Origin of the sequence: Streptomyces sp. NPDC020983, from assembly GCF_044333485.1 — a bacterium.
Taxonomy (GTDB): Bacteria; Actinomycetota; Actinomycetes; order Streptomycetales; family Streptomycetaceae; genus Actinacidiphila.
The window spans coordinates 178,298-198,239 of sequence record NZ_JBIRRA010000002.1 but is presented as its reverse complement, the minus strand read 5'-3'; the positions used below and the strand labels follow the sequence as shown (position 1 = coordinate 198,239).

The 19,942-nt window shown below is 76.2% G+C and carries 14 protein-coding genes; 8 read left to right on the top strand and 6 right to left on the bottom strand.

Features of this window, described 5'->3' with window-relative positions:
• Positions 1-7: 7 nt before the first annotated feature.
• From ACH4SE_RS04310 to ACH4SE_RS04290, 5 genes are all read right to left on the bottom strand, one after another.
• Positions 8-3,262 carry a hypothetical protein gene (locus tag ACH4SE_RS04310; protein ID WP_398541757.1) on the bottom strand — a complete coding sequence of 1,085 codons (3,255 nt, stop codon included), beginning with the start codon at positions 3,260-3,262 and terminating at the stop codon, positions 8-10.
• Positions 3,263-3,348: 86 nt separating this feature from the next.
• Positions 3,349-3,834: a hypothetical protein gene (locus ACH4SE_RS04305; RefSeq protein ID WP_398541756.1), complete on the bottom strand. Its 486-nt coding sequence runs from the start codon at positions 3,832-3,834 to the stop codon at positions 3,349-3,351.
• Positions 3,835-3,960: 126 nt separating this feature from the next.
• Entirely contained in the window at positions 3,961-4,725 is a 765-nt protein-coding gene (locus ACH4SE_RS04300) for an FAD:protein FMN transferase (protein ID WP_398541755.1), read from the bottom strand.
• On the bottom strand, positions 4,715-5,194 hold the full coding sequence (locus ACH4SE_RS04295) for an FMN-binding protein (protein WP_398541754.1): 480 nt from the start codon (positions 5,192-5,194) through the stop codon (positions 4,715-4,717). Before ACH4SE_RS04295 ends, ACH4SE_RS04300 begins: the two co-directional genes overlap by 11 nt.
• 43 nt (positions 5,195-5,237) lie before the next feature.
• Positions 5,238-6,626 (bottom strand): ferric reductase-like transmembrane domain-containing protein, encoded by a 1,389-nt coding sequence (locus tag ACH4SE_RS04290; RefSeq protein ID WP_398541753.1) that lies wholly within the window; start codon positions 6,624-6,626, stop codon positions 5,238-5,240.
• Between the two features lie 159 nt (positions 6,627-6,785).
• On the opposite strand from ACH4SE_RS04290, the gene ACH4SE_RS04285 reads away from it, so the two are divergent.
• A complete protein-coding gene (locus tag ACH4SE_RS04285; RefSeq protein ID WP_398541752.1) occupies positions 6,786-7,526 on the top strand; it encodes a response regulator transcription factor in 741 nt (246 codons plus the stop codon).
• Positions 7,523-9,013 (top strand): sensor histidine kinase, encoded by a 1,491-nt coding sequence (locus ACH4SE_RS04280; protein WP_398541751.1) that lies wholly within the window; start codon positions 7,523-7,525, stop codon positions 9,011-9,013. Before ACH4SE_RS04285 ends, ACH4SE_RS04280 begins: the two co-directional genes overlap by 4 nt.
• 24 nt (positions 9,014-9,037) lie before the next feature.
• Here ACH4SE_RS04280 and ACH4SE_RS04275 read toward each other — a convergent pair whose 3' ends face one another.
• Positions 9,038-10,120 (bottom strand): hypothetical protein, encoded by a 1,083-nt coding sequence (locus ACH4SE_RS04275; RefSeq protein ID WP_398541750.1) that lies wholly within the window; start codon positions 10,118-10,120, stop codon positions 9,038-9,040.
• A 561-nt stretch (positions 10,121-10,681) separates the two neighbouring features.
• On the opposite strand from ACH4SE_RS04275, the gene ACH4SE_RS04270 reads away from it, so the two are divergent.
• From ACH4SE_RS04270 to ACH4SE_RS04245, 6 genes are all read left to right on the top strand, one after another.
• Positions 10,682-11,986: an ABC transporter substrate-binding protein gene (locus ACH4SE_RS04270; RefSeq protein WP_398541749.1), complete on the top strand. Its 1,305-nt coding sequence runs from the start codon at positions 10,682-10,684 to the stop codon at positions 11,984-11,986.
• 190 nt (positions 11,987-12,176) lie between these two features.
• Positions 12,177-14,183: an ATP-binding protein gene (locus ACH4SE_RS04265; protein WP_398541748.1), complete on the top strand. Its 2,007-nt coding sequence runs from the start codon at positions 12,177-12,179 to the stop codon at positions 14,181-14,183.
• A gap of 5 nt (positions 14,184-14,188) precedes the next feature.
• Entirely contained in the window at positions 14,189-15,760 is a 1,572-nt protein-coding gene (locus ACH4SE_RS04260; RefSeq protein WP_398541747.1) for an ABC transporter substrate-binding protein, read from the top strand.
• A 134-nt stretch (positions 15,761-15,894) separates the two neighbouring features.
• Positions 15,895-18,087: a DUF4139 domain-containing protein gene (locus tag ACH4SE_RS04255; protein WP_398541746.1), complete on the top strand. Its 2,193-nt coding sequence runs from the start codon at positions 15,895-15,897 to the stop codon at positions 18,085-18,087.
• 2 nt (positions 18,088-18,089) lie between these two features.
• Positions 18,090-19,712: a mucoidy inhibitor MuiA family protein gene (locus tag ACH4SE_RS04250; RefSeq protein ID WP_398541745.1), complete on the top strand. Its 1,623-nt coding sequence runs from the start codon at positions 18,090-18,092 to the stop codon at positions 19,710-19,712.
• Positions 19,713-19,813: 101 nt separating this feature from the next.
• Complete coding sequence (locus tag ACH4SE_RS04245) at positions 19,814-19,879, top strand: putative leader peptide (RefSeq protein ID WP_324607789.1); 66 nt, start codon at positions 19,814-19,816, stop codon at positions 19,877-19,879.
• The last annotated feature ends 63 nt before the right edge of the window (positions 19,880-19,942 follow it).

The window sequence follows — 19,942 nt, the reverse complement described above, 5'->3', positions numbered from 1 at the left end:
ACGGTGGTCAGTCCTTCGTCCACAGGCGGTCGATCGTCGCGCGCAGTTCCGTGGTCAGGCCGGCCTCGGCGACGGGTCGTTCCCACTTCTGCAGACGCTCCAGGTCGTCGCGGACCTCGCGGGTCGGCTCCGCGTCGGGACCGTCGAGGTGTTCGCGGGTGCGCAGGACCCGGGCCAGGTCGCTGAGGGCGCCGGGCGTGTCACCCGCCACGTAGCGGTTGAGGGCCAGTTGGTGGCATACGCCGAGCGTCGTCCGGTGCTCGGGCCCGAGGGCGTGCACGCAGTCGGCGTGCAGGGCGGCGAGCGCGGTGAGCGCCCCGTAGGTGTCGCCCTGCCTGCCCCGGAGGGTGGCAGCCCGGAGCCGGACGCCCAGGGTCTCCGGGTGGCCGGGCCCGGGCACCCGGGCGCAGCGGGCCGCCAGTCCGGAGAGCGCCACGAGGGCGGCGACGCCGTTCCCGGCGCTGTCGTGCGTCTCGGCGACACGGGCGAGGAGTTCCCGCGTACGGCGGTGGTCCGTGCCGAAGACCCGCTCGGTGTCGGCGAGCAGCTCCGCGGCCTCCTCCGCGAACGCGGCCGGGTCGGGCCCGTCGTCGGCGTGGGTGGACAGCCTGAGCAGATGGCCGCGTACCTCCAGCGCGGAGGGGTGGTCGGGGCCGTGCAGCTCCTCCCAAAGGGCGCGCAGCCCGCGGAACACGTCCACGGCGGCCGGGTGGCCGGAGCCGGCGCCGTACCCGGCGACGGCCACCGTGAGCCGGCAGTCCGCCGTCACGGGGTGCTCCAGGCCCAGTGCCCGCCGCGCACCGCCGAGCGCCCACCCCACCGTGCGCAGGGCGGTCTTCGGGTCGTCGCTGCCGAGATGCGCGACCGCCAGCATGCGGAGCGCTTCGACGGTCAGAGGGTGGTCCTCGCCGACGCGGCCGCGCAATCCCGTGTGCAGCGCCTCCGCGACGGCGGTCGGACCGGTGTCCCGCGCCCCTTCCCCGTCCCGCTCGCCGAGCAGCACCTCCCGCACGGCGTCCGCGTCCTCGCCGGCGGGCGGCTCGCCCGCCCCGCCCCTGCCGAGCATGCCGCGGACGACCGCCATCGCCGTGACCAGGGTGTCCGCATGGTCCACGCCCAGCGTCCGGGCGCGGTCGCGCAGCACGGCGGCGAGTTCCGCGCGCGGCCCCGGCGCGTCCCATCCGGTGCCGGACAGGCGCGTGAAGGCGAGGTCGTGCCGGGTCGCGAGCACGTCCGGGTGCTCGTCGCCCAGCGCCTCGCGCTGCCGGGCCAGGATGCCGGCGAGTTCCTCCGCGGCGCCGAAGTCGTCGCCCCTGGCTCCGCGTCGGCCGGCCGCGCAGGATAGAGCCCTCAGGACGTCGGGGTGACCGGCGCCGTGCGTGGCGGCCGCGAGCCCGGCCATGTCGCGGAAGTGCTGCTCGGCCTGCGCGTAACGGCCCCAGGCGCCGAGGCTGCGCCCGTAGCGGAAGGCGAGCGGGTGGAGGCCGTCGTCGGTCCGCAGGTCGAGGACGAACTTCCGTGCGCTCCGGCTGAAGTCTTTCAGTGCCTCCACGCAGTCCCACAGCAGGCGGGCCTCCGGCAGCCCCCGTTCGGCGTCCGGCCATGCCTCGGCCAGCACGTCCCCCAGGGCGCGGCGCAAGGCGCGCCCCTCCGGGGTCCGGCGCACCGGCACGCCCAACAAGCCGACCGGAAGCGAGGGGACGGCGAGCCGCACGAGCCGGAGGACGCCTTTCTCCTTCCGCTCGATCAGGCCGGTGACCTCCAGGGCGCGCAGGGCCGCAAGGACGTCGCGCCGAGCGACCGGCGGCATCCTGAACGCCGAGCGCGGCACCATGATCGTCACGGCGGGCCCGGCGCCCTCCGCCCGCCGCTGCTCCGCCTGCTCCGTCTGCTCCGTCTCCCACCGCAGGCGCAGCGACATCACCTCGGACCGGGCGGCCCGCGTGAGCAGGAGGTGTTCCGGAACGTTTCCGCCGAGCAGCCGGAGCAGGCCCAGTACCGGGCGCACCACGCCGTCCGGTGCCAGGGCCGCGGCCGCCTCGACGGACCGCTCGACCGGGGTGGGCCGGTCGCTCCGCCGGGCGGCACCGGCGCGGGCGTCGAGATATGCGTCGAGGGGCAGGTTGCCCTCCAGGATCTCGTCGGCCGCGTCCTCGACGAAGTCCTCGGCGTCGTCGTCCCCGGCGGACCTACGCGCGGCCGGGTCCAGGTTCAGCGCGCTCTCCAGGTAGGCGCGGACCTCCCGGTAGGTGAAGGGGGGTACCCGGACGACCCGCACGGCGCCCGGGCTCTCGAAGTCGTTGCGGCTGCTGGTCACGAGCACGCGCCCGGCCGGGCTCGCGGGCGGCCACAGGCCCGCCAGGTGGGCGGGGTCGGTCACGCCGTCGAGGACGACGAGCCAGGGGTGCGGCTGCGTACCGCCCGCGGGGCGCAGCCAGTTGAGGAACGCCTGTGCGCCGTCCGCCTCGTCGGCGTAGGTGCGGCCGAGCACGTCCTGCCCGGTGCGGGCGTAGGCGGACAGGACCGCCTCGCGGGAGGAGGCGTCGGCCCACAGCAGCAGGTGCAGCTCACCGCGCTCCCATGCCGACTCGGCGTAGTGGGCGGCCAGTTGGGACATGCCCGTGCCGAACATGCCCGCCAGTACGAGTGATTCCCCGCCCGCGAGCTCCGGGACGACGCCCCGCTCCTGGAAGGGCGAGGCGAGCGCGGGGACCCGCCCGATGCGGTACGGCAGGCGGACCGGGGCCTGCGTGACCTGGTAGTTGTTGACGATGTGCGCCTGCCCGACGGCGGCGCCGCTGCCCTGGTTCCGGACGTGGATGTCCCGCCCGGCGTGCACACCGCCGCCTCCGGCGGGGGCGTCGGACGGCACCGGGCCGCCGGACGGCACGGACGCGCGGGCCCCGGCGGCGTGGCCGGCCGCGGCGCCCCCGGCCGCGGACGGGCCCCGGCCGCCGTCCCCGGCGGCGGGGCGCGGCCCCTCCTCCGGCTCGTTCCGGGACCGGGCGGTGTCCGCGCTGCCCGCGCGGGCGGGCGGCGGGCCCGCGGCCCCGGACGGGCCGCCGCCGTGCCGGGGGGCGGCGCCGCCGGCCATCTCCTCCAGCCTGCGCCGGGTGTCGGCGGAGACCCGGATCTTCCTGGGGGCGGGCGGATGCGCGGCCTGCGCCGCGGGGCGGGGCGGGCTCCCGGTCCCGGCGGGTTCGCCGGGACTCCCGGCCGGCCGGTGCCGCTCGGCGGCCCCGGCGCGCAGCAGTTCCGGCACGTCCGGCTTCCGCGACGGCTCGGCCGCCTGCCCGGCGTGCGGGGCCGGACCGGCCGGCAGGATCGGGCTCGTGGGTGCCGGAGCGCTCAGCCCTGGGATGCGTCCGGCGTCGGAGGGGGGTTGACGCCCACGTGGACGTCACCTCGGATGACGCCCGCGGCGACGGAGCCGGGGCCCTCGGCGCGTACGGTCACGTCCCGCCCCGCCACGAAGGAGCCGTCCGCCGCGCTCAGCTGCGCCGGGGCGGGGAGTTCGGCGAGCAGGGTCCGCAACTCCGCCGCGGCCACGTCGCGTTCTCCGGCGTCGAGGTCTTCGAGCAGATCGCGGATGCGGTTCGTCCAGACCGCGCCCGCTTCCGCGCGGACGGCTGCCGCCTCGGTGCCGGGAGCCGCCTGAAGTGCGGCCGCGGTCGTGTCGAGGCGTTCGAGCGTGGCGGTCTCGCGGCGCTCGCTGCCCTGGCCGAACCAGCGGGCCAGCCGGGCCCGCAGCCCCGCCCACGCGTCCGTGCCCGCCGCGGCGACGACGGCCGTACCCCCCGACGCCGCAAGTGCGGCAAGTGCTTGCTCCAGCATGAACACCCCTGTGCGCGACGGCCCTTCCCCCTGACGGTAGCCCTTCCCGGCCGGGCCCGGGAGCGCCTTGCGGTACGCCGCCCGCCCGCGCCCCCGGCGAGGGCGGCAGCCGCCCCTCCCGGACGGCTACGCGGGCGGCGGGAAGCCCGACGTCGTCCACACCTCGCCGGACGGCGTGACCGCCTGCGCCTCCGTGCCGGGCAGGGACTCCAGCCAGGAGCGGGCGGCGGCGCCCATCGCGTAACCGGCCGTCGCGTGGACGTCGGCGTCTGTCAGGGAGCGGGAGACCACCGTCAGGGAGGCCGGCGGCTCGGCCGGGGGGCGGCCCGTACGGGGGTCGAGGATGTGCGGGCCGCGTTCGGCGGCGCCCGAGGTGGCGACGGCCAGCGACGCGCCCGGCGGGGCGAGGACGACGCCCGCGAGCGCGCCCCGCACCAGCGGGTGGGCCAGGCCGATGCGCCAGGGGCCGCCGTGGGTCTGGACGTCGCCGCCGCCGTTGACGCACACCGCGTCCGCGCCGGACGCGGCGAGCATCGCCGCCGCGCGCTCCACCGCCCAGCCCTTGACCAGGCCCGTGGGGTCGAAGCCGGGGCCGCCCGCGTACCGCGCGCTGAAGTAGCCGCGGGTGCGCCGCTCCGCCGCCTCGCACAGGCGCATGACCTCCCACACCTCCGGGGAGCACCTGGACAGCGCGAGCGTGCCCGCCGCGAGACGGCTGATCTGGCTCTGCGGGCGGTACGTCGAGAAGACCTCGTCGACGTGTTCCAGCCACGCCCCGGCCGCGTCCAGCGCCGCCCCGACGCGCTCGGTGGCCGGGCCGCGCACGTCGAGGGAGAAGACCGTCCCCATCGTGCGGACGACGCGCACCGTGCGCGCCGGTTCAGCCGCCATGCGCCTTGTCCAGCGCGCTTTGCAGGGACTGCCGGTAGCCCTCGCTCGTGTACGTCGCGCCCGAGACCGTGTCGATCTGCGCGCTCTGCGCCGCCAGGGTCTCCTGCGTGAGCTGGGGGACGGCGAAGGAGGTGATCTCCTGGTCGCGCCCGTTGCCCTGCGGCGCCCGGAGGACGTCGGCGGCCGTGAGCCGCCCGCCGGTGAGGGTGATCCGCACCTGGACGGGGCCGTAACGGGTCTGGACGGTGTCGCCGTCGACGGTCTGCGTCCCCTTCGCCCCGCCGGTCGCCGGGGGCTGCGGGCCCGCACCCGTCTCCGGTGCCTGGCCCGCCCCCTGCGGGGCGGGGGCGGCCGCCGCGTGCACGACCGTGTGCGGCTTGAGCGCGAGCAGCGCGAGGACGCCGGACGCCGTGGCGGCGGTGGCCAGCGCGATCCGCGCGCCGGGCGCGAGCAGGGGCATGCCACTCATGGGCGGGCCTTTCTCCGGTGGTGGCCGTGGCCGGCAGGGGCGGTCACAGCGCGAAGGACTCGTGGTGGATCCGGCCCGCGGGCACGCCCGCGGCCCGCAGCTCCGTGTACGCCGCCCGCGTCAGGGCGGGCGGCCCGCACAGGTACACGTCGTGCGCGGCGATGTCGGGCAGCGCGGCCCGCAGGCCCGCCGCCGTGAGATCGGGGCGGCGGCCGTCCGGGGCGTTGACGGCGAGGAAGAGGCGGGCGCCCCGGGTGTGGGCGATCGCTTCGAGCTCCGAGCGCAGCGCCAGGTCGGCGGGGGTGCGGGCGCGGTAGATCAGGGAGAGGTCGCCGGGGCGGCCGGGCAGCGACTCGAAGAGGGCCCGCAGCGGTGTCACGCCCACGCCCCCGGCGAGCAGCAGCACCTTCTGCCGGCGGCGGCGGTCGGCCGTGAGGGCGCCGTACGGGCCCTCGGCCCACACGCGGGTGCCGGGGCGCAGTTGCGCGAGGGCGGCGCTGTGGCCGCCGACAGCCTTGACGGTGATGCGCAGCACGTCGCCGCGCGGCGGGGCGGACAGCGAGTAGGGGCCGGAGGTCCAGCGCAGGCCCGGCGCCAGGAAGCGCCACCGCAGGAACTGGCCGGGCCGCGCGCCCAGCTCGCCGAGGCGCCGCCCGTGGATGAAGACCGAGACGACGCCGGGCGCCTCCGGCACGACGGAGGAGACCCGCAGCCGGTGCCGCAGGTTGAGCCGCAGCGGGACGAGGAGCCGGTAGCCGAGCACGGCCGCGGCGGCGGCGCCGTACAGGACGTACCAGCCGGTGCGGGCCGCGGATCCGCCGGGGAGGTCCGCGCCGAGCGCGAGCTGGTGCCAGAAGGCGAGGTAGAGGGCCAGGTAGGTGAGCAGGTGCAGGTGGTACCACGTCTCGTAGCGCATCCGGCGGCGCGCGGCGCGTACCGACAGCGCGCCCACGGCCAGCAGCAGGAGGCCGCCGAGCGCGCCCTTGAGCATCTCGGGGTAGGTCGTGACGACGGTCCACGTCTCGCCGGCGATGTTCGTGTGCGCCTGCGCCGTGTAGCCGGCGAGCACGCACGTGACGTGCACCACCAGCAGGCACACGACGTAGCGCCCGGCCATGGCGTGCCAGCGGGCGACACGGTCGCTGCCGACGGCGTTCTCCAGCGCGGGCACGCGCGCCATGAGCAGGACGAGCAGCGCGCAGCCGTACCCGCACAGCAGTCCCGCGATGCGGCCGGCGCCGAGCAGCCAGCCCGCCGCGCCGACGACCGAGCCGGTGTCCTGCCACCACAGCGCGAGCACCGCCGCGGCCCCCGCCCAGCCGAGGGCGAGCACGGCAGCGGCGGCGGGCACGCCCGCGGGCCCGCGGGGCGCTGGGGCGGCGCGGTGCACGGCGGTTCCGTGGCGGGCCGGCGCGGCGCGGTAGCTGGTCATCGGGTGTCCTCTCGTACGTGTACGCCTGCCACTGTCGGACCCGAACCTCTGAATGAGCTCTGAGCGGGCTCCCGGCGGCCCCGCCCGCGCCGATCCACAGCAAACGCAGAGGCGGCCGGGCGCGCCGGGGACGGGCGGGCGCGCGATGCTGGGAGGACGATGAGATCCACACCTCCCGCTTCCGCCCCGCCCCTGGCGCACCCCGACGGCACCCCGGTGCGGGTGCTGGTCGTCGACGACGAGCCCGACCTCGCCGAGGTCCTGTCCGGTGCGCTGGCCTACGAGGGCTGGCAGGTGCGGACGGCGGGCGACGCCGCCACGGCTGTCGCCGAGGCCGCCGCCTTCCGGCCGGACGCCGTCGTGCTGGACGTCGTGCTCCCGGACGGCGACGGGCTCGCGGTGCTGCGGCGGCTGCGCGCGGCCCGGCCGGACGTGAGCGTGCTGTTCCTCACCGCGCGGGACACCGTCGAGGACCGCATCGCCGGGATCACCGCGGGCGGCGACGACTACGTCACCAAGCCCTTCTCCCTGGAGGAGGTGATCGCCCGGCTGCGCGGCCTGCTGCGCCGCGCGGGGATGACCCGGGCCCGCGACGAGACGGCGTTCCTCGTGGTCGGCGACCTGGTCATGGACGAGGACGCGCGCGAGGTCACGCGGGGCGGCGAGCCGGTGGAGCTGTCGCCGACGGAGTTCGAGCTGCTGCGCTACCTGATGCGCAACCCGCGCGTGGTGCTGAGCAAGACCCGGATCCTCGACCAGGTGTGGTCGTACGACTTCGGCGGCCAGGCGCACGTGGTGGAGCTCTACATCTCCTATCTGCGGCGCAAGATCGACGCCGGGCGCGAGCCGATGATCCACACCGTGCGCGGCGCGGGCTACGTGATCCGGGCGGCGGGGTGAACGACCGTGCGGCGCGCACCTGGTGGCGGGGCCCGCGGACGCTGCGGGGGCGGCTGATCTGCGGGCTGGTCGTGCTGCTCGCACTGAGCTGCGCCGCCGTCGGCATCGCCGCCGTGCTCACCTTGCGCTCGTACCTGACCGGGCAGCTGGACCAGCAGCTCGCCGCCGCGGGCGGGCGCTTCCCCGCGAGCCTGGAACACGGCGGGCCCGGAGAACCGGACGGCGACGACGCCCACGCCGACACCCGCCGGCAGGCCCCCGGCACCTTCGGGGCACGGCTGGTCGGCGGTACGGTCACGGACGCCGCCGTCGTACGGTCCGGGACCGACACCTCCGTGACGCTCTCGGCGGGCGACCGCGCCGCGCTCACCGGCCTCACCCCCGACGGGCGGCCGCACGGCCTGGAGCTCTCCGCGCTGGGCGACTACCGGGTCGTCGCCGTCACCGGCGACGACGGCGACGTGCTCGTCACCGGGCTGCCGCTGGAGCCCGTGGAGGCGGCCGCCGGGCGGCTGGTGGCCGTCGAGGCCGTGGTCTTCGGCATCGCGCTCACCGCGGCGGGGACCGCGGGCGCGTTCTGGGTGCGCTGGTCGCTGCGGCCGCTGCGGCGGGTCGCGGCGACCGCAGCGGCCGTCACCGCCACCCCGCTCGCCAGCGGCGCGGTGGAGCTGCCGGACCGGGTACCGGACGCGGACACCGACCCGCGGACCGAGGTCGGGCAGGTCGGGGCCGCACTCAACCTCATGCTCGGGCACGTCGAGGACGCGCTCGCCCGGCGGCACCGCAGCGAGGAACGGCTGCGCCGCTTCGCCGCCGACGCCAGCCACGAGCTGCGCACGCCCGTCGCGTCCATCCGCGGGCACGCCGAACTCGCGCTCCGCAGGCCCGAACCCGTACCGCCCGGGGTGCGCCGCGCCCTGGACCGCATCGGGGCGGAATCGGCGCGGATGGGCGGCATGGTGGACGACCTGCTGCTGCTCGCGCGGCTCGACGAGGGGGTGCCGCAGGCCAGCGCGCCGGTGGACCTCACCCTGCTGGTCCTCGCCGCCGCCGAGGACGCGCGGGCCGCGGGCCCGGACCACCGCTGGCTGCTGGACCTGCCCGAGTCGCCGGTCACGGTGACGGGGGACGGCGCGCGGCTGCACCAGGTCCTCGCCAACCTGCTGGCCAACGCCCGGGTGCACACCCCGCCGGGCACGTGCGTCACCGTCACCCTCCGGCAGGACGCGGCGGGCGGCGCGCGCCTGGCCGTCTCCGACGACGGGCCGGGGGTGCCGGAGGCCGTCCGGGACACGGTCTTCGAGCGGTTCACCCGCGGGCCCCGGGGAGAGGCCGGCCCCGGTACCGCCGCGGGCGGCGGGGCGGGACTGGGACTCGCGATCGTCGCGGCCGTCACCGCCGCGCACGGCGGGACCCTGCACCTCACCTCGCGCCCGGGCGCGACCACCTTCACCGTCACCCTCCCGCCGGGCGGCGGGCAGCCGTAGGCCGCCGCCGGGCGGCCCGGCTCCCTACGCCGCGGGGCGGCCGGCGGTGGCCCAGGCGTTCAGGGCGCGGGTGCGGAGGAGGGCGTAGAAGGCGCGGGTGTCGCGGTGGTACGTCCAGGGCGGCGCACCCGCGTAGCCGTCGGCGGCGCGGAAGTGGGCGACGGCCTCCGCGTGGCGGCCGGCCTGGACGAGGGCGTACGCGAGGGTGAGGTGGACGCGGGGGAGGCGGAGGTGGCCGGCGGGGGCGGCGGCGACCGCGGCGAGGGTGGCGTCGACGGCGTCGCGGGCCTCCGGCGTGTTCCACCGGCGGGCGGGGTCGGCGTCGCCGGTGCGCCGCTCGTAGATCTCGTGCAGCCGCAGCACGGCGAGCAGACTGCCGGCGGGCGCGGAGACGGCCGCCTTCTCGGCGAATTCACGGGCGAGGTCGTCCGAGCCGCGCCACTTGGCGCACCAGTACTGGAGCGCTCCGATGTGCGCGGCGAAGTGGTGCGGGTCGCGTGCGGTGATCTCGGCCCAGAGCGCGCGGAACTGGTCGTGCGACCAGCCCTGGCCGTAGGCGAGGGGGATCTGGACGACGAGCGGGGTCGGGTCGCCGGGCGCGCGGCGGGCGGCCTCCTTGAGGGCGGGGAGCGCGCGGGCGAGCTGGACGTCGAAGTTCTCGAACTGCTCGCGGGTGGTGTTCCCGGCGAGGGCGCTGCCGCGGGCGGCCCATGCCTTCTCGATCAGGGCGGCGCCGTGGACGAGGGCGGCGCCCGCGTCGTCGGGGCGGGCGCCGCGCCACGCGGTCAGCCAGCCGTCGCCGCGGGCGGCCTCCTCGCCGAGCAGGCCCGCGCGGCGGCTGCGCTCGTCCCAGGAGGTGTCGCCGCCGGGGTCGCCGCTGCCGTCGGCGTGGGCGAGGAAGTCCGCGGCGTGCTGCCAGTTCCCGGCGCGGACGGCCTTGGCGGCGGCCACGCCGGCCGGGTCGGGACCGGCGCGGTCGGGGTCGGTCCTCCGGGCGGGGGTGAGGCCGTACTTCCTGGCCGGGTCGCCCGCGCCGCGGTTCTTGCGGCGTCTGGCCGCGAGGACGGAGAGGACGACGGCCGTGACGATCGGTGCGACGGGAATCATCGGGGACCTTCGGGGACCTGGTGGCGGGCTGCCGCGGGAGGTCGGGACGGGCCGGGCGGACGGCACCGCCGTCACCGGCGGTCGCCCGGCATCGGCGGACATCGGCGGAGGGGCGCCGGCCGGTCCGAACACCTGTCCCGTCGGCGGAGCGGCATCGTATCCGACGCCGGGAACGGGGGAACAGCAGGTCGCGGGCGATCCCGGCGAGCGGGCGCGCGGCGCGCGGACCCGCGCGCAGGCGGGCGGGGCACGGCCCGTACGATGACGCGCAGGAGCCGAAAGTTTCGAGACGTTTCCGTAGCGCCGCCTGCCGGTGGCCGCGGACCGCGTGCGCCCCGCACGCCGCACGCACACCTCGGCCCGGCCGGCGCCGCCGCGCGCCCGGCCGGCGTCGTGACGGAGCCGCGGAAGGGATGTCGCGGGGCAAGGTGGCAGCGGTCGGGCCGCACCAGCCATTGACTGCACGTCATCCGAAATCGTACGTTCCTCGGCACGTAAACTTTCGCCAGTTTCCCCGATCGGGTCGGAAAAGTCCGGGTCCCGGAGGAGTGTGTACGCACCATGAAGCGCCTCGTGTCCCTGCGGGCGACGGCCGCGGTGTCCGCCGTGACCGTGCTCGCCCTGACCGCAACCGCCTGCGGCGGTGTCGGTGGCAGCGCCTCGGGGACCGACAAGCCGGTGACGGTGTGGTCGATCCAGAACGACACGCTCAACCCGGTCCAGAAGCAGTCGATATCCTCCTACAACACCCAGCGGAAGGCGAAGGTCACCGTCAAGACCTTCGACAACGACCCGTACAAGGAAAAGCTCAAGACGTCGCTCGGCTCCGCCGGCTCCCCCGACATCTTCCAGAACTGGGGCGGCGGCAACCTGGCGCAGTACGTCAAGGCCCACCACGTCGCCGATCTCACGGGCAAGCTGAGCACCGACTTCAAGAACCAGTTCCTGCCCAGCGTGCTGGCCGGCGGAACGGTCGACGGCAAGGTCTACGGCGTGCCGATGGAGGGCGTGCAGCCCGTCGCCCTGTTCTACAACAAGGACGTCTTCAAGAAGGCCGGCATCGAGACGCCGCCGGCCACCTGGAAGGACCTGCTCAAGGACATCGACAAGATCAAGGCCGAGGGCATCACCCCGATCGCCCTGGCCGGCACGCAGGCCTGGACCGAGCTGATGTGGCTGGAGTACCTGCTGGACCGCGTCGGCGGCCCGCAGGCCTTCGCCGACATCGAGGCGGGCCGGGCCGGGGCGTGGGACAACGCCGCGGTCCAGACGTCCCTCACCATGATCCGCGACCTGGTGGACCGCGGCGCCTTCGGCAAGAAGTACGGCACGGTGAACCAGGACGCCGGCGGCACCAACGCGCTGCTCTCGCAGGGCAAGGCGGGCATGCTGCTGATGGGCTCGTGGGAGTACGCCGACATGCTCTCCACCGCCCCGAAGTTCATGAAGGAGAACAAGCTCGGCTGGTCCACCTTCCCGACGGTGGCGGGCGGCGTCGGCGACGCGAACAACATCGTCGGCAACCCGTCCAACTACTTCTCGGTGACGGAGTCCTCGAAGAACACGTCGGGCGCGGTCGACTACCTCTCCAGGACCCTCGCCCAGCCGTCGTACATCGCCGACCTGCTCTCGATCGGCCACGTCCCGGCCATCGCCGGTATCAAGGGCCAGCTGATGGGCGCGCCCAACCCGGAGTACACCGGCTTCATCTACGACATGGTCGCCAACGCCCCGACCTTCACGCAGTCCTGGGACCAGGCCCTCGACCCGGACACCTCGGGGCTGATGCTGGCGAACCTGCAGAAGGTCTTCAACCGGCAGATGACGCCCAAGCAGTTCGTCCAGTCGATGGACGCCGCGGGCTGACGCCGCCCCCGCCTCCCCCGCCGGAGGGCCGCCCCGCGGGCTTCGCCGTTTCCGGGACCGGTCCCGGCGGGGCGGTCTACGATCCCCATTCCGGGTGGTGCCCGGGCGGGCGGGCGCACGCAGAGACGACGGGGGTCGCGGTCAGGTGGCTGAGGGCGGCAGGCTGAGGCTGCACGGGCGGGAAAGAGTCGTGGAGTACGTCCGCGCCGCGCTCGTACGGCACGGCGTGCCCGCGGAGCCGAGCCCGGTCGTCCTGCTCGCCGGGCCGCGCGGCTCGGGCGGCACGGTGCTGCTCGACGCGATGTGGCGGGAGTTCGCGGACGACTGCCTGAGCGTGCGGCTCGACCTGCGGTCCGCGCAGGGCGTCGAGGACGTGGTCCTGGCCGCCGTACGCGGGCTGGGCCGCCGTATCCCCGGCATCCGGGCCGTGGACTTCCCGCGCACCGCGATGCTGCTCAAGGCCCTGAGCTTCATCGACACCGGCGGCGGGCGCACCGCCTTCGAGGCCTACCTGCGGGCCCGCCCGCAGGACGCCGAACGCCAGTCCGCGCTCACCGACTGGAGCAACCGCGCCGCCCCGCTGCTCAGCCCCGAGCACCGCGGCCTGCTGGACGTGCTGACCGGTCTGCTGGGCGCCCTGCACTCCGCGGTCGGGCGGCACAAGGACGCCCGCGCGCTGCGCTGGCTCGCCGAACGCGGCGGCGGCGGGCGCGAGTACGACTCGCTGTGGGAGCTCTACCGGCAGCACCGGGCGCAGGACGGCCCGACCGGCACCCCCCGGGTCGTCGCCCGCACGCTGTGCGCGGCCTTCCTCGCCGACCTGCGGCACGACTTCAACGACTCCTGGCCCCGGCTCCAGCGCCCGCGCAACTGCCTGCTGTTACTCGACAACGCGGGCGGCCGCACCGCCGACCTCTTCCTCGAACTCCTCGCCGAGTGCCGCCGCGAGGACGCCGCCCGCGACGAACGCCCCGACCCGGCCGTGGTGGTGGCCGTCCAGCGCGGCAGGATCCGCCCCGAGGCCGCCCGCCTGCTCGACCCGGCGGACCCGGAGCTCGCCTTCGGCACCCGCCATCCGTACGCCCCCGGCGGTGCCGGCCACCCGGTGTGGTGGTACCCCGTCGCCCTCGCCGACCTCACCGGCGAGCAGGTCCTCGCCCTGTGCACCAGCAGCGTGCTCGGCCGGCACAACCGCGACGCCGACTTCCTCCACGCCCTCGCCGGCGGCCACCCCGAGGCCACCGACCGGCTCGCGCACCTGCTCGCCCGCTTCGGCCGGACCCCGCCCGCCGACCCGCGGCGCGCCCCCGCCGAACTGCCCGAGCCCTACGACCCGCGGCGGCTGCTCGGCGAGCGCCTCGCCGACGACGCCCACCCGCTGCCGCCGGCCTGGCCCGCGCCGCCGCGCCCGGACACCACCGTCGAGGACTACCTGCTGCGCCGCGCCTTCGCCGACCACCTCACCGTGGCCTCCGACGGCAGCCTGCGCCCCGGCGACAACACCCTCCTGGGCGTCATGGCGGTGCTCGCCGCGACCCCCGGTCTGCGCCGCGGCGCGTGCAACGCCACGCTGCACTACCTGGACTGGACCGACACCGACGCCGACACCGCCCAGCTCGCCCTGACCGCCGGGATGTGGCTGGAGGAGAACGAGGACGGCGAGGCGGTGCGGCTGCACCCGCTGGCCGCGCTGCTGCTGCGCCGCTGGCTCGCCCGCGACCCCGCCCTGTGGCGCAAGACGCACATGGGCTACGCGGCCCACTACTCCAGCCGCACCGACGCGCCGCTGCGCCACCACCACACCCTGGCCCAGGCCGAACCCGGCCGCCGCGAGCCGCTCACCGCCGTCGCGGCCTACCTGGACGACGAGTTCGACCGGGCCACGAGCGCCGCGGCGTGGCTGGACGTGCTGGAACGCGTCACGTCCGCCCCCACCCGCCTCGCCACACCGCTGGATCCGCGCACCTTCGTCACCTCGCTCGCCGGCCCCGCCGAGGACCGCAACCGGCGCCGCGCCGTCACCCGCCTCGCGGTGGCCCGCTGGCTGCACGCCGACCGCGCCTTCGACCCGGCCCACCAGCTCGCCCACACCATCGCGGGCGAGTACGAGCACCTGGCCGACATCACCGACGACAACGAGGAGCTGTACCGGCAGGCCGGGAAATTCCGCCGGATCGAGAACTCCTGGAAGGACTGAAGGACGTGCCTCGCCCGATCGCGTTCGTCCGCCGCTACGTCGCGCACCTGCCGGTCGCCGCACGGCGTTTCCTCGCCGTCCTGAGCGTCCTCGCGCTCGCGGGCGTCGCGTACGGCGTCTACGTACCCGTCGACCACCTGCTCAACAAGCCCTGCATGCGCAAGGGCGCCACGGCCGTGACGCACCACGGCGGCGAGTGCGTCGGCGTCACGGACGGCGCGTACGTCTTCCACCCGTCGCTGAAGGCCGCCGAGGACGCCATCCGCGCGGAGAACGAGCAGGTGCGCAAGGCGTATCCGACGGAGTACGTCAGCGTCGTGCTGCTGCTGCCGATATCCGCCGACAAGGGCAGCATCCTGTCGATGCCCAACGCCCTGGAGCAGCTCCAGGGGGCCCACGCCGCGCAGCACTACGCCAACCGCAACAACGTGCAGGGCACCGTCCCGCACATCCAGCTGCTCATCGGCAGCGACGGCTACCAGGCCAACGGCTGGCAGACCGCGGTCGCGGAGATCGAGAAGGACCGCGGCCGGCACATCGCCGCCGTCACCGGCTTCGGCCTGAGCCTGGCCGGGACGGAGAGCGCGATCCGCGACCTCACCGCGCACGACATCGCCTCGTTCGGCGCGACGCTCACCTCGGACTCGTACTCCAACATCAAGGGCTTCGTACGCGTCTCGCCGAGCAACGTCGACAACATGGCGGCCGCGCTGTCGTACGTGCAGTCCGACTTCACGCGCGCGGTGCTCGTCGAGGACGGCAACGCCGACGACAGCTACGACGTCACGCTCGTCAGCGGCTTCCGGAAGTTCTCGGGCATCAGGGGTCACCGGATCGTCGGCGTCGAGCCGTACGACACCTCCGAGCGGGACAAGGACGGCCAGTCGGCGGCGGACCGGCGCCGCCACCAGACCGAAGTGGCCACCCGCATAAGCCAGATGACCACCAACATCTGCGCCGCGCAGCCCGCCGTCGTGCTCTTCGCCGGGCGCGGGCAGGATCTCGGCGTGCTCGTGCACGCCTTCTCGGACACCTGCCTGGACAAGAAGATCAGGATCGTCAGCGGCGACGACACCACCAACCTGCCGGACAGCCCGCAACTGCGCGCCGACCTCGCCTCCGGGCACGTCACCGTCGACTACGCCGGGGTGGCGCACCCGGGCGAATGGGCCGCGGACGCCGGGCACGACCCCGGACACGGGGCGGAGCAGGCGCAGGGCGCGCAGGGCTACGCGCTCTTCCGGCGGAGCTTCCAGCAGCTCTTCCCCAAGGGCTACCTCGGCGACGGCAACGCGATGATGGCCTACGACGCGACCCTGACGGCCACCACCGCTGTCCGGCTCACCCAGCAGCCGCAGCCGCTGCCCGAAGCGGTCGTCAACGAACTGGGCGCGCTCCAGGGCGAGTACAAGGTGCTGGGGGCCAGCGGCCCGATCCAGTTCACCGCCAACTACCAGACCAGCCGCACCGGTTCGAATCCGGTGGGCAAGCCCATCCCGATCATCCGGCTCACCGCGCAGGGCACCCCGCGGGTCCTGACGGTCAAGTGGCCCGGCCACGCCCCGCCGGTGAGCTGAACGGCGCGGCCCCCGTTCCCCTGCTGCGCCGGGACGGCGTCGGCTAGGGTACGGGCCGGGGGCTCGGGCGGGACTCGGCCCGGGGACGGTCCGGTGGCGCACCGGGCCGCGCACCGGCCGGAAGGGGAGGCACGGTGGGCGCCGGCACGCACGAGACGGCAGCGGACGGACCCGCGGTGCCGTCCGTCCTCACGTCGGTCGTGGTCCACGCGGCGGGCGCCGTGTGCACGCGCCGCGCCCGCGTCACGCTGCCGCCCGGCGACGGGCCGGTGACCGTACGCGTCACGGGCTTCTCCCCCGCGCTGCTGGAGCAGTCCCTGCGGTGCCGCGTCACGGCGGACGGCGACACCGACGACGCAGACGGTGCAGGCGGCGCCGTCGAGGTGGCCGACATCCGCGTCGGATACGGCGCGACGCTGCGCCGCGGCGACGAACTCCCCCGGCTGCGGCTCGACCTGGAGGACGCCGAGGACCGGCAGAGCCGGGCGCGCGAACGCGCCGAGCGCCTCCGCACGGAGATCGCCGAGACCGCCGCCCTGCGCGCCGAACCCCCGGCGCCGCGCCGCGGCGACCCGCCCCGCTGGGCCCCCGTCGAGTCCATCCTCGCCCTCGCGAGCTTCGTCGACGCCCGCCTGGCCACCCTCCACCGCCGCCTGCGCACCGCCGAGCACGACCAGCAGCAGGCCGACCACGCCGTGGACGTCCTCCGCCACCGCCTGGACGAAGCCTCCACCGCCACCGGCCCGGGCCGCACCACGACCTCGGCGACGGCGTACGTGACGCTGACCCGCGGCGAAAGGCCGGGGGACGGCGCGGGCAGCTCCGCGGACGCCTCCGCGGTCGGCGAGGGCGCGGGCCCGGAGATCCGGCTGGACGTCGAGTACCAGGTGCCGGGGGCCTGCTGGGTGCCCGTCTACCAGCTGCGGCTGGAAGGGCGCAGCGGTGCGGGCTCGCTCGTGCTGCGGGCGATGGTCGCGCAGCGGACCGGGGAGGACTGGACCGGGGTGCGGCTCGCGCTGTCCACCGCGGACCTGCTGCGGCGCACCGACCTGCCCGAGCTGCGGTCGCTGCGGATCGGGCGGCGGCAGGCCGCGCCCTCCGTGCCCGGCTGGCGCGAGCCGCCCGCCGGACTCGGCGAGCTGTTCGCGGGCTACGACGCGGCGCGCCGCCCGCGGCAGACCGCCCCCGAGCCCGTGGCGGTCGCGGCGGCGGGCGGGTACGGGTACCCGGCGGCGGAGGCCGGGGACGGCGGGGCCGCCTTCGGCGCGCCCGTGGCGGTGTCCGCGGCGCCCCTCCCCCCGCCCGCCCCCGGCGGCCCCACGTGGCCGACCGCCCCCCTGCCCGCTCCCGGCGGCCCCCCGCGGCCGATGGCTCCCGCGGCCTCCCCCGCTCCCCTCGCCCGCAGCCGCGGCTTCGCACCGGCGGCGGACGCCCAGCCGGCCCCGCCGGCGCAGCCCGGCCCGCCGCCGGGCCCGGCCGCGCCCGGCGCGGACCTGCTGGACTACGCCCGGCTCACCCTGGCCGGCCCGGAGGCCGCCGAGGGGCAGCGCGGCACGCTCCAGCCGCCGTCCGCGGCAGTGGGTGCGGTCGCCGGCGAGTACCGCAGCCGCGCGGACCGGGTCGCGGGGCTCGCCCGGCCCGCCCACGCGGTGGACGTCCGCACGTCGGCGGGCTCGTTCGACTACCGCTTCGACACCGCCGCGCCCGCCGACGTCGCCGCGGACGGCCGCTGGCACACCGTGCCGGTGAGCGAGCTGCCGGTGAGCGCCGACTTCGTGTACGTGTGCGTGCCGTCCGTGGACCCCGCGGTCTTCAGCACGGTGCGGCTGACGAACACCTCGCCGCACGCCCTGCTCGCCGGCCCCGTCGACGTCCTGGTGGACGGCGACTTCGTGCTGACCGCCCCACTGCCGACGCTCGCGCCCGGCCAGCGGCAGCCGGTGGGGCTGGGCGTCGCGGAGAGCGTGAAGGTCGCGCGCCGCACGCACATGCACGAGTCGACGGCGGGCCTGCGCGGCGGCACCACGGTCCTGGACCACACCGTGGAGATCGACGTCGCGAACCGGCTGCCGTACCCGGTCACCGTCCACGTGCACGAACGCGTGCCGGTGTCCTCCGACAAGGACGTGCGGATCGACGAGCACCGGGCGGACCCGCCGTGGCAGGCGGCGACGGGCCCGCTGGAGGGCCAGGAGGGCGGCTACGCGGCCGGTGCGCGCACATGGCGCGTCGAGCTGGAGCCGGGCAGCACCGCGACCCTCAGCGGCGGTTACGCGATACGCCTGCCCGCGGGCAAGGCCGTCGTCGGCGGCAACAGGAGGAACTGACCGTGCACGAGGACCCGTCCCAGCCCGCCCCCGACGCCGAGCCCGGTCCCGTGCTGACCGCGCTGCCGATCACGGCGGTCACGTGCATGGAGGACCGCGCGCAGGTCCAGCGCACCGGCCAGGTCGAACTGGCCGCGGGCGTCAGCCGGTTGCGGATCGGGCCGGTCACCCCGCTGACCGTCGACCGCTCGCTGCGCGCCGACCTCACCGCCGCCGGGGACACCGGCGGCGCGCGCGTCGTGGACGCCCGCGTCGTCCGCCGCTACGCGCCCGCGCCGCCCGGCGAGCCGGGCGCGGACGCCTCCGCGCTGCGCCGCGAGGTGCACGCCCTGGAGGAGGAACTGGCCGACGCCACGCTGCTGGGGCAGCGGCTGGAGAGCGCCCTCGCGGTCGTCGCGCAGGCCAGGAAGGACCTCTACCGGGACATCACCCAGGGCGCGGGCGGCGGCGACGCCGACCCCGAGCGGTGGGCGGACCGGCTGGACCGCGTCGAGAGCGAGGCGGAGCCGCGGCTCGCCGAACTGCACAAGCTGCGCCGCCGCCTGCACGACATCGAGTCGGAACTGCGCGAGGCGCGCCTCGCGCTGAGCGTCTTCGAGAGCGCGCAGGAGACGCTCGCGGCGTATCTGGAGCTGGTCGTCGAGGCGGACGCGGCGGGCAGCGCGGAGCTGCGGGTGTCCGCGCTCGTGCCCTGCGCGCTGTGGCGGCCGGCCTACCGGGCGACGCTCGCGGCGCAGGGGAGCACGGTGCGCCTGGAGACGGACGCCTTCGTGTGGCAGGACACCGGCGAGGACTGGTCCGGCGTGCGGCTCACGCTGTCCACCGCGCGCCCCACGCTCGCCGCGGCCCCGCCCCGGCTCACCGACGACGTGCTGACGCTGCGCGACCGCTCCGCGGAGGAGCGGCGCACGGTCGAGGTGGATCTCCGCGAGGAGGAGATCCGCACCGTGGGCACCCCCTCCGGGCCCGCCGTGCTGCCCGGGCCGGACGACGGCGGCGACGTCCGCGTGCTGCACGCCCCGCACCCGGTGAGCGTCCCCTCCGACGGCCGCCCGCACCGCGTGCACCTGACGGCCTTCACGGCCGGCTGCGAGGTCGAGCACACCTGCGCGCCCGAGCTCTCCCCGCTCGTCGTGACGGCCGCCCGGCTCGTCAACCAGGCCGGGCACGTGCTGCTCGCCGGGCCCGTCGACCTGGTGCGCGGCAGCGGCTTCGTCGGCCGCGGGACGCTGGAGTTCACCGGCACGGGCGAGGAGTTCACGATCGCGTTCGGCAGCGAGGACACCTTCCGGGTGGTCCGCCACACCGAGGAGAGCCGCGACACGACGGGCCTGGCCGCGATCAACCAGCGCACCGTGGTGACCCGCCGCGTCCGCCTCTTCGTCTCCCGCCTCGACGCCACCCCCGGCAGCGGCGACCGCACCATCGTCCTGCGCGAGCGCGTTCCCGTCTCCGAGGTCTCCGCGGTCGAGGTCGCCCTCCGCCCCGCCGACTGCGCCCCCGCCCCCGACGTCCTCGACGGGCAGGGCATCGCGCACTGGACGCTGACCCTCCCGCCGGGCGCCCGCGAGGAGATCGTCCTCGCCTACGACATCACGGCGGCGAGTTCGGTAACGGGGCTGTGAGGACGGGGGGCGTCGGGGCCGCGCGGGCGGAATCCGGAACGCCGGGGACAGCATTGCCAGACCTCGGCGGCATCGATTACATTTCCCGTGTGCACACGGGTATGAGGCTGGTCTCGCGCCGCCACGTCGACCTTCTGCGGTCGGCCAGCGCACTGTGTCCGCGCTGACGCGCACAGCACCGCTCCCCTTTTCTCCCGCCACGCGCTGAGCGCGTCGGCATTTCCCCGCCC

What these genes read in the sequence shown, in the direction of transcription:
- ACH4SE_RS04270 (WP_398541749.1), top strand. Translation starts at nt 10,682, where the DNA reads ATGAAGCGCCTCGTGTCCCTGCGGGCGACGGCCGCGGTGTCCGCCGTG.
- ACH4SE_RS04305 (WP_398541756.1), bottom strand. Translation starts at nt 3,834, where the DNA reads ATGCTGGAGCAAGCACTTGCCGCACTTGCGGCGTCGGGGGGTACGGCC.
- ACH4SE_RS04300 (WP_398541755.1), bottom strand. Translation starts at nt 4,725, where the DNA reads ATGGCGGCTGAACCGGCGCGCACGGTGCGCGTCGTCCGCACGATGGGG.
- ACH4SE_RS04295 (WP_398541754.1), bottom strand. Translation starts at nt 5,194, where the DNA reads ATGAGTGGCATGCCCCTGCTCGCGCCCGGCGCGCGGATCGCGCTGGCC.
- ACH4SE_RS04285 (WP_398541752.1), top strand. Translation starts at nt 6,786, where the DNA reads ATGAGATCCACACCTCCCGCTTCCGCCCCGCCCCTGGCGCACCCCGAC.
- ACH4SE_RS04290 (WP_398541753.1), bottom strand. Translation starts at nt 6,626, where the DNA reads ATGACCAGCTACCGCGCCGCGCCGGCCCGCCACGGAACCGCCGTGCAC.
- ACH4SE_RS04275 (WP_398541750.1), bottom strand. Translation starts at nt 10,120, where the DNA reads ATGATTCCCGTCGCACCGATCGTCACGGCCGTCGTCCTCTCCGTCCTC.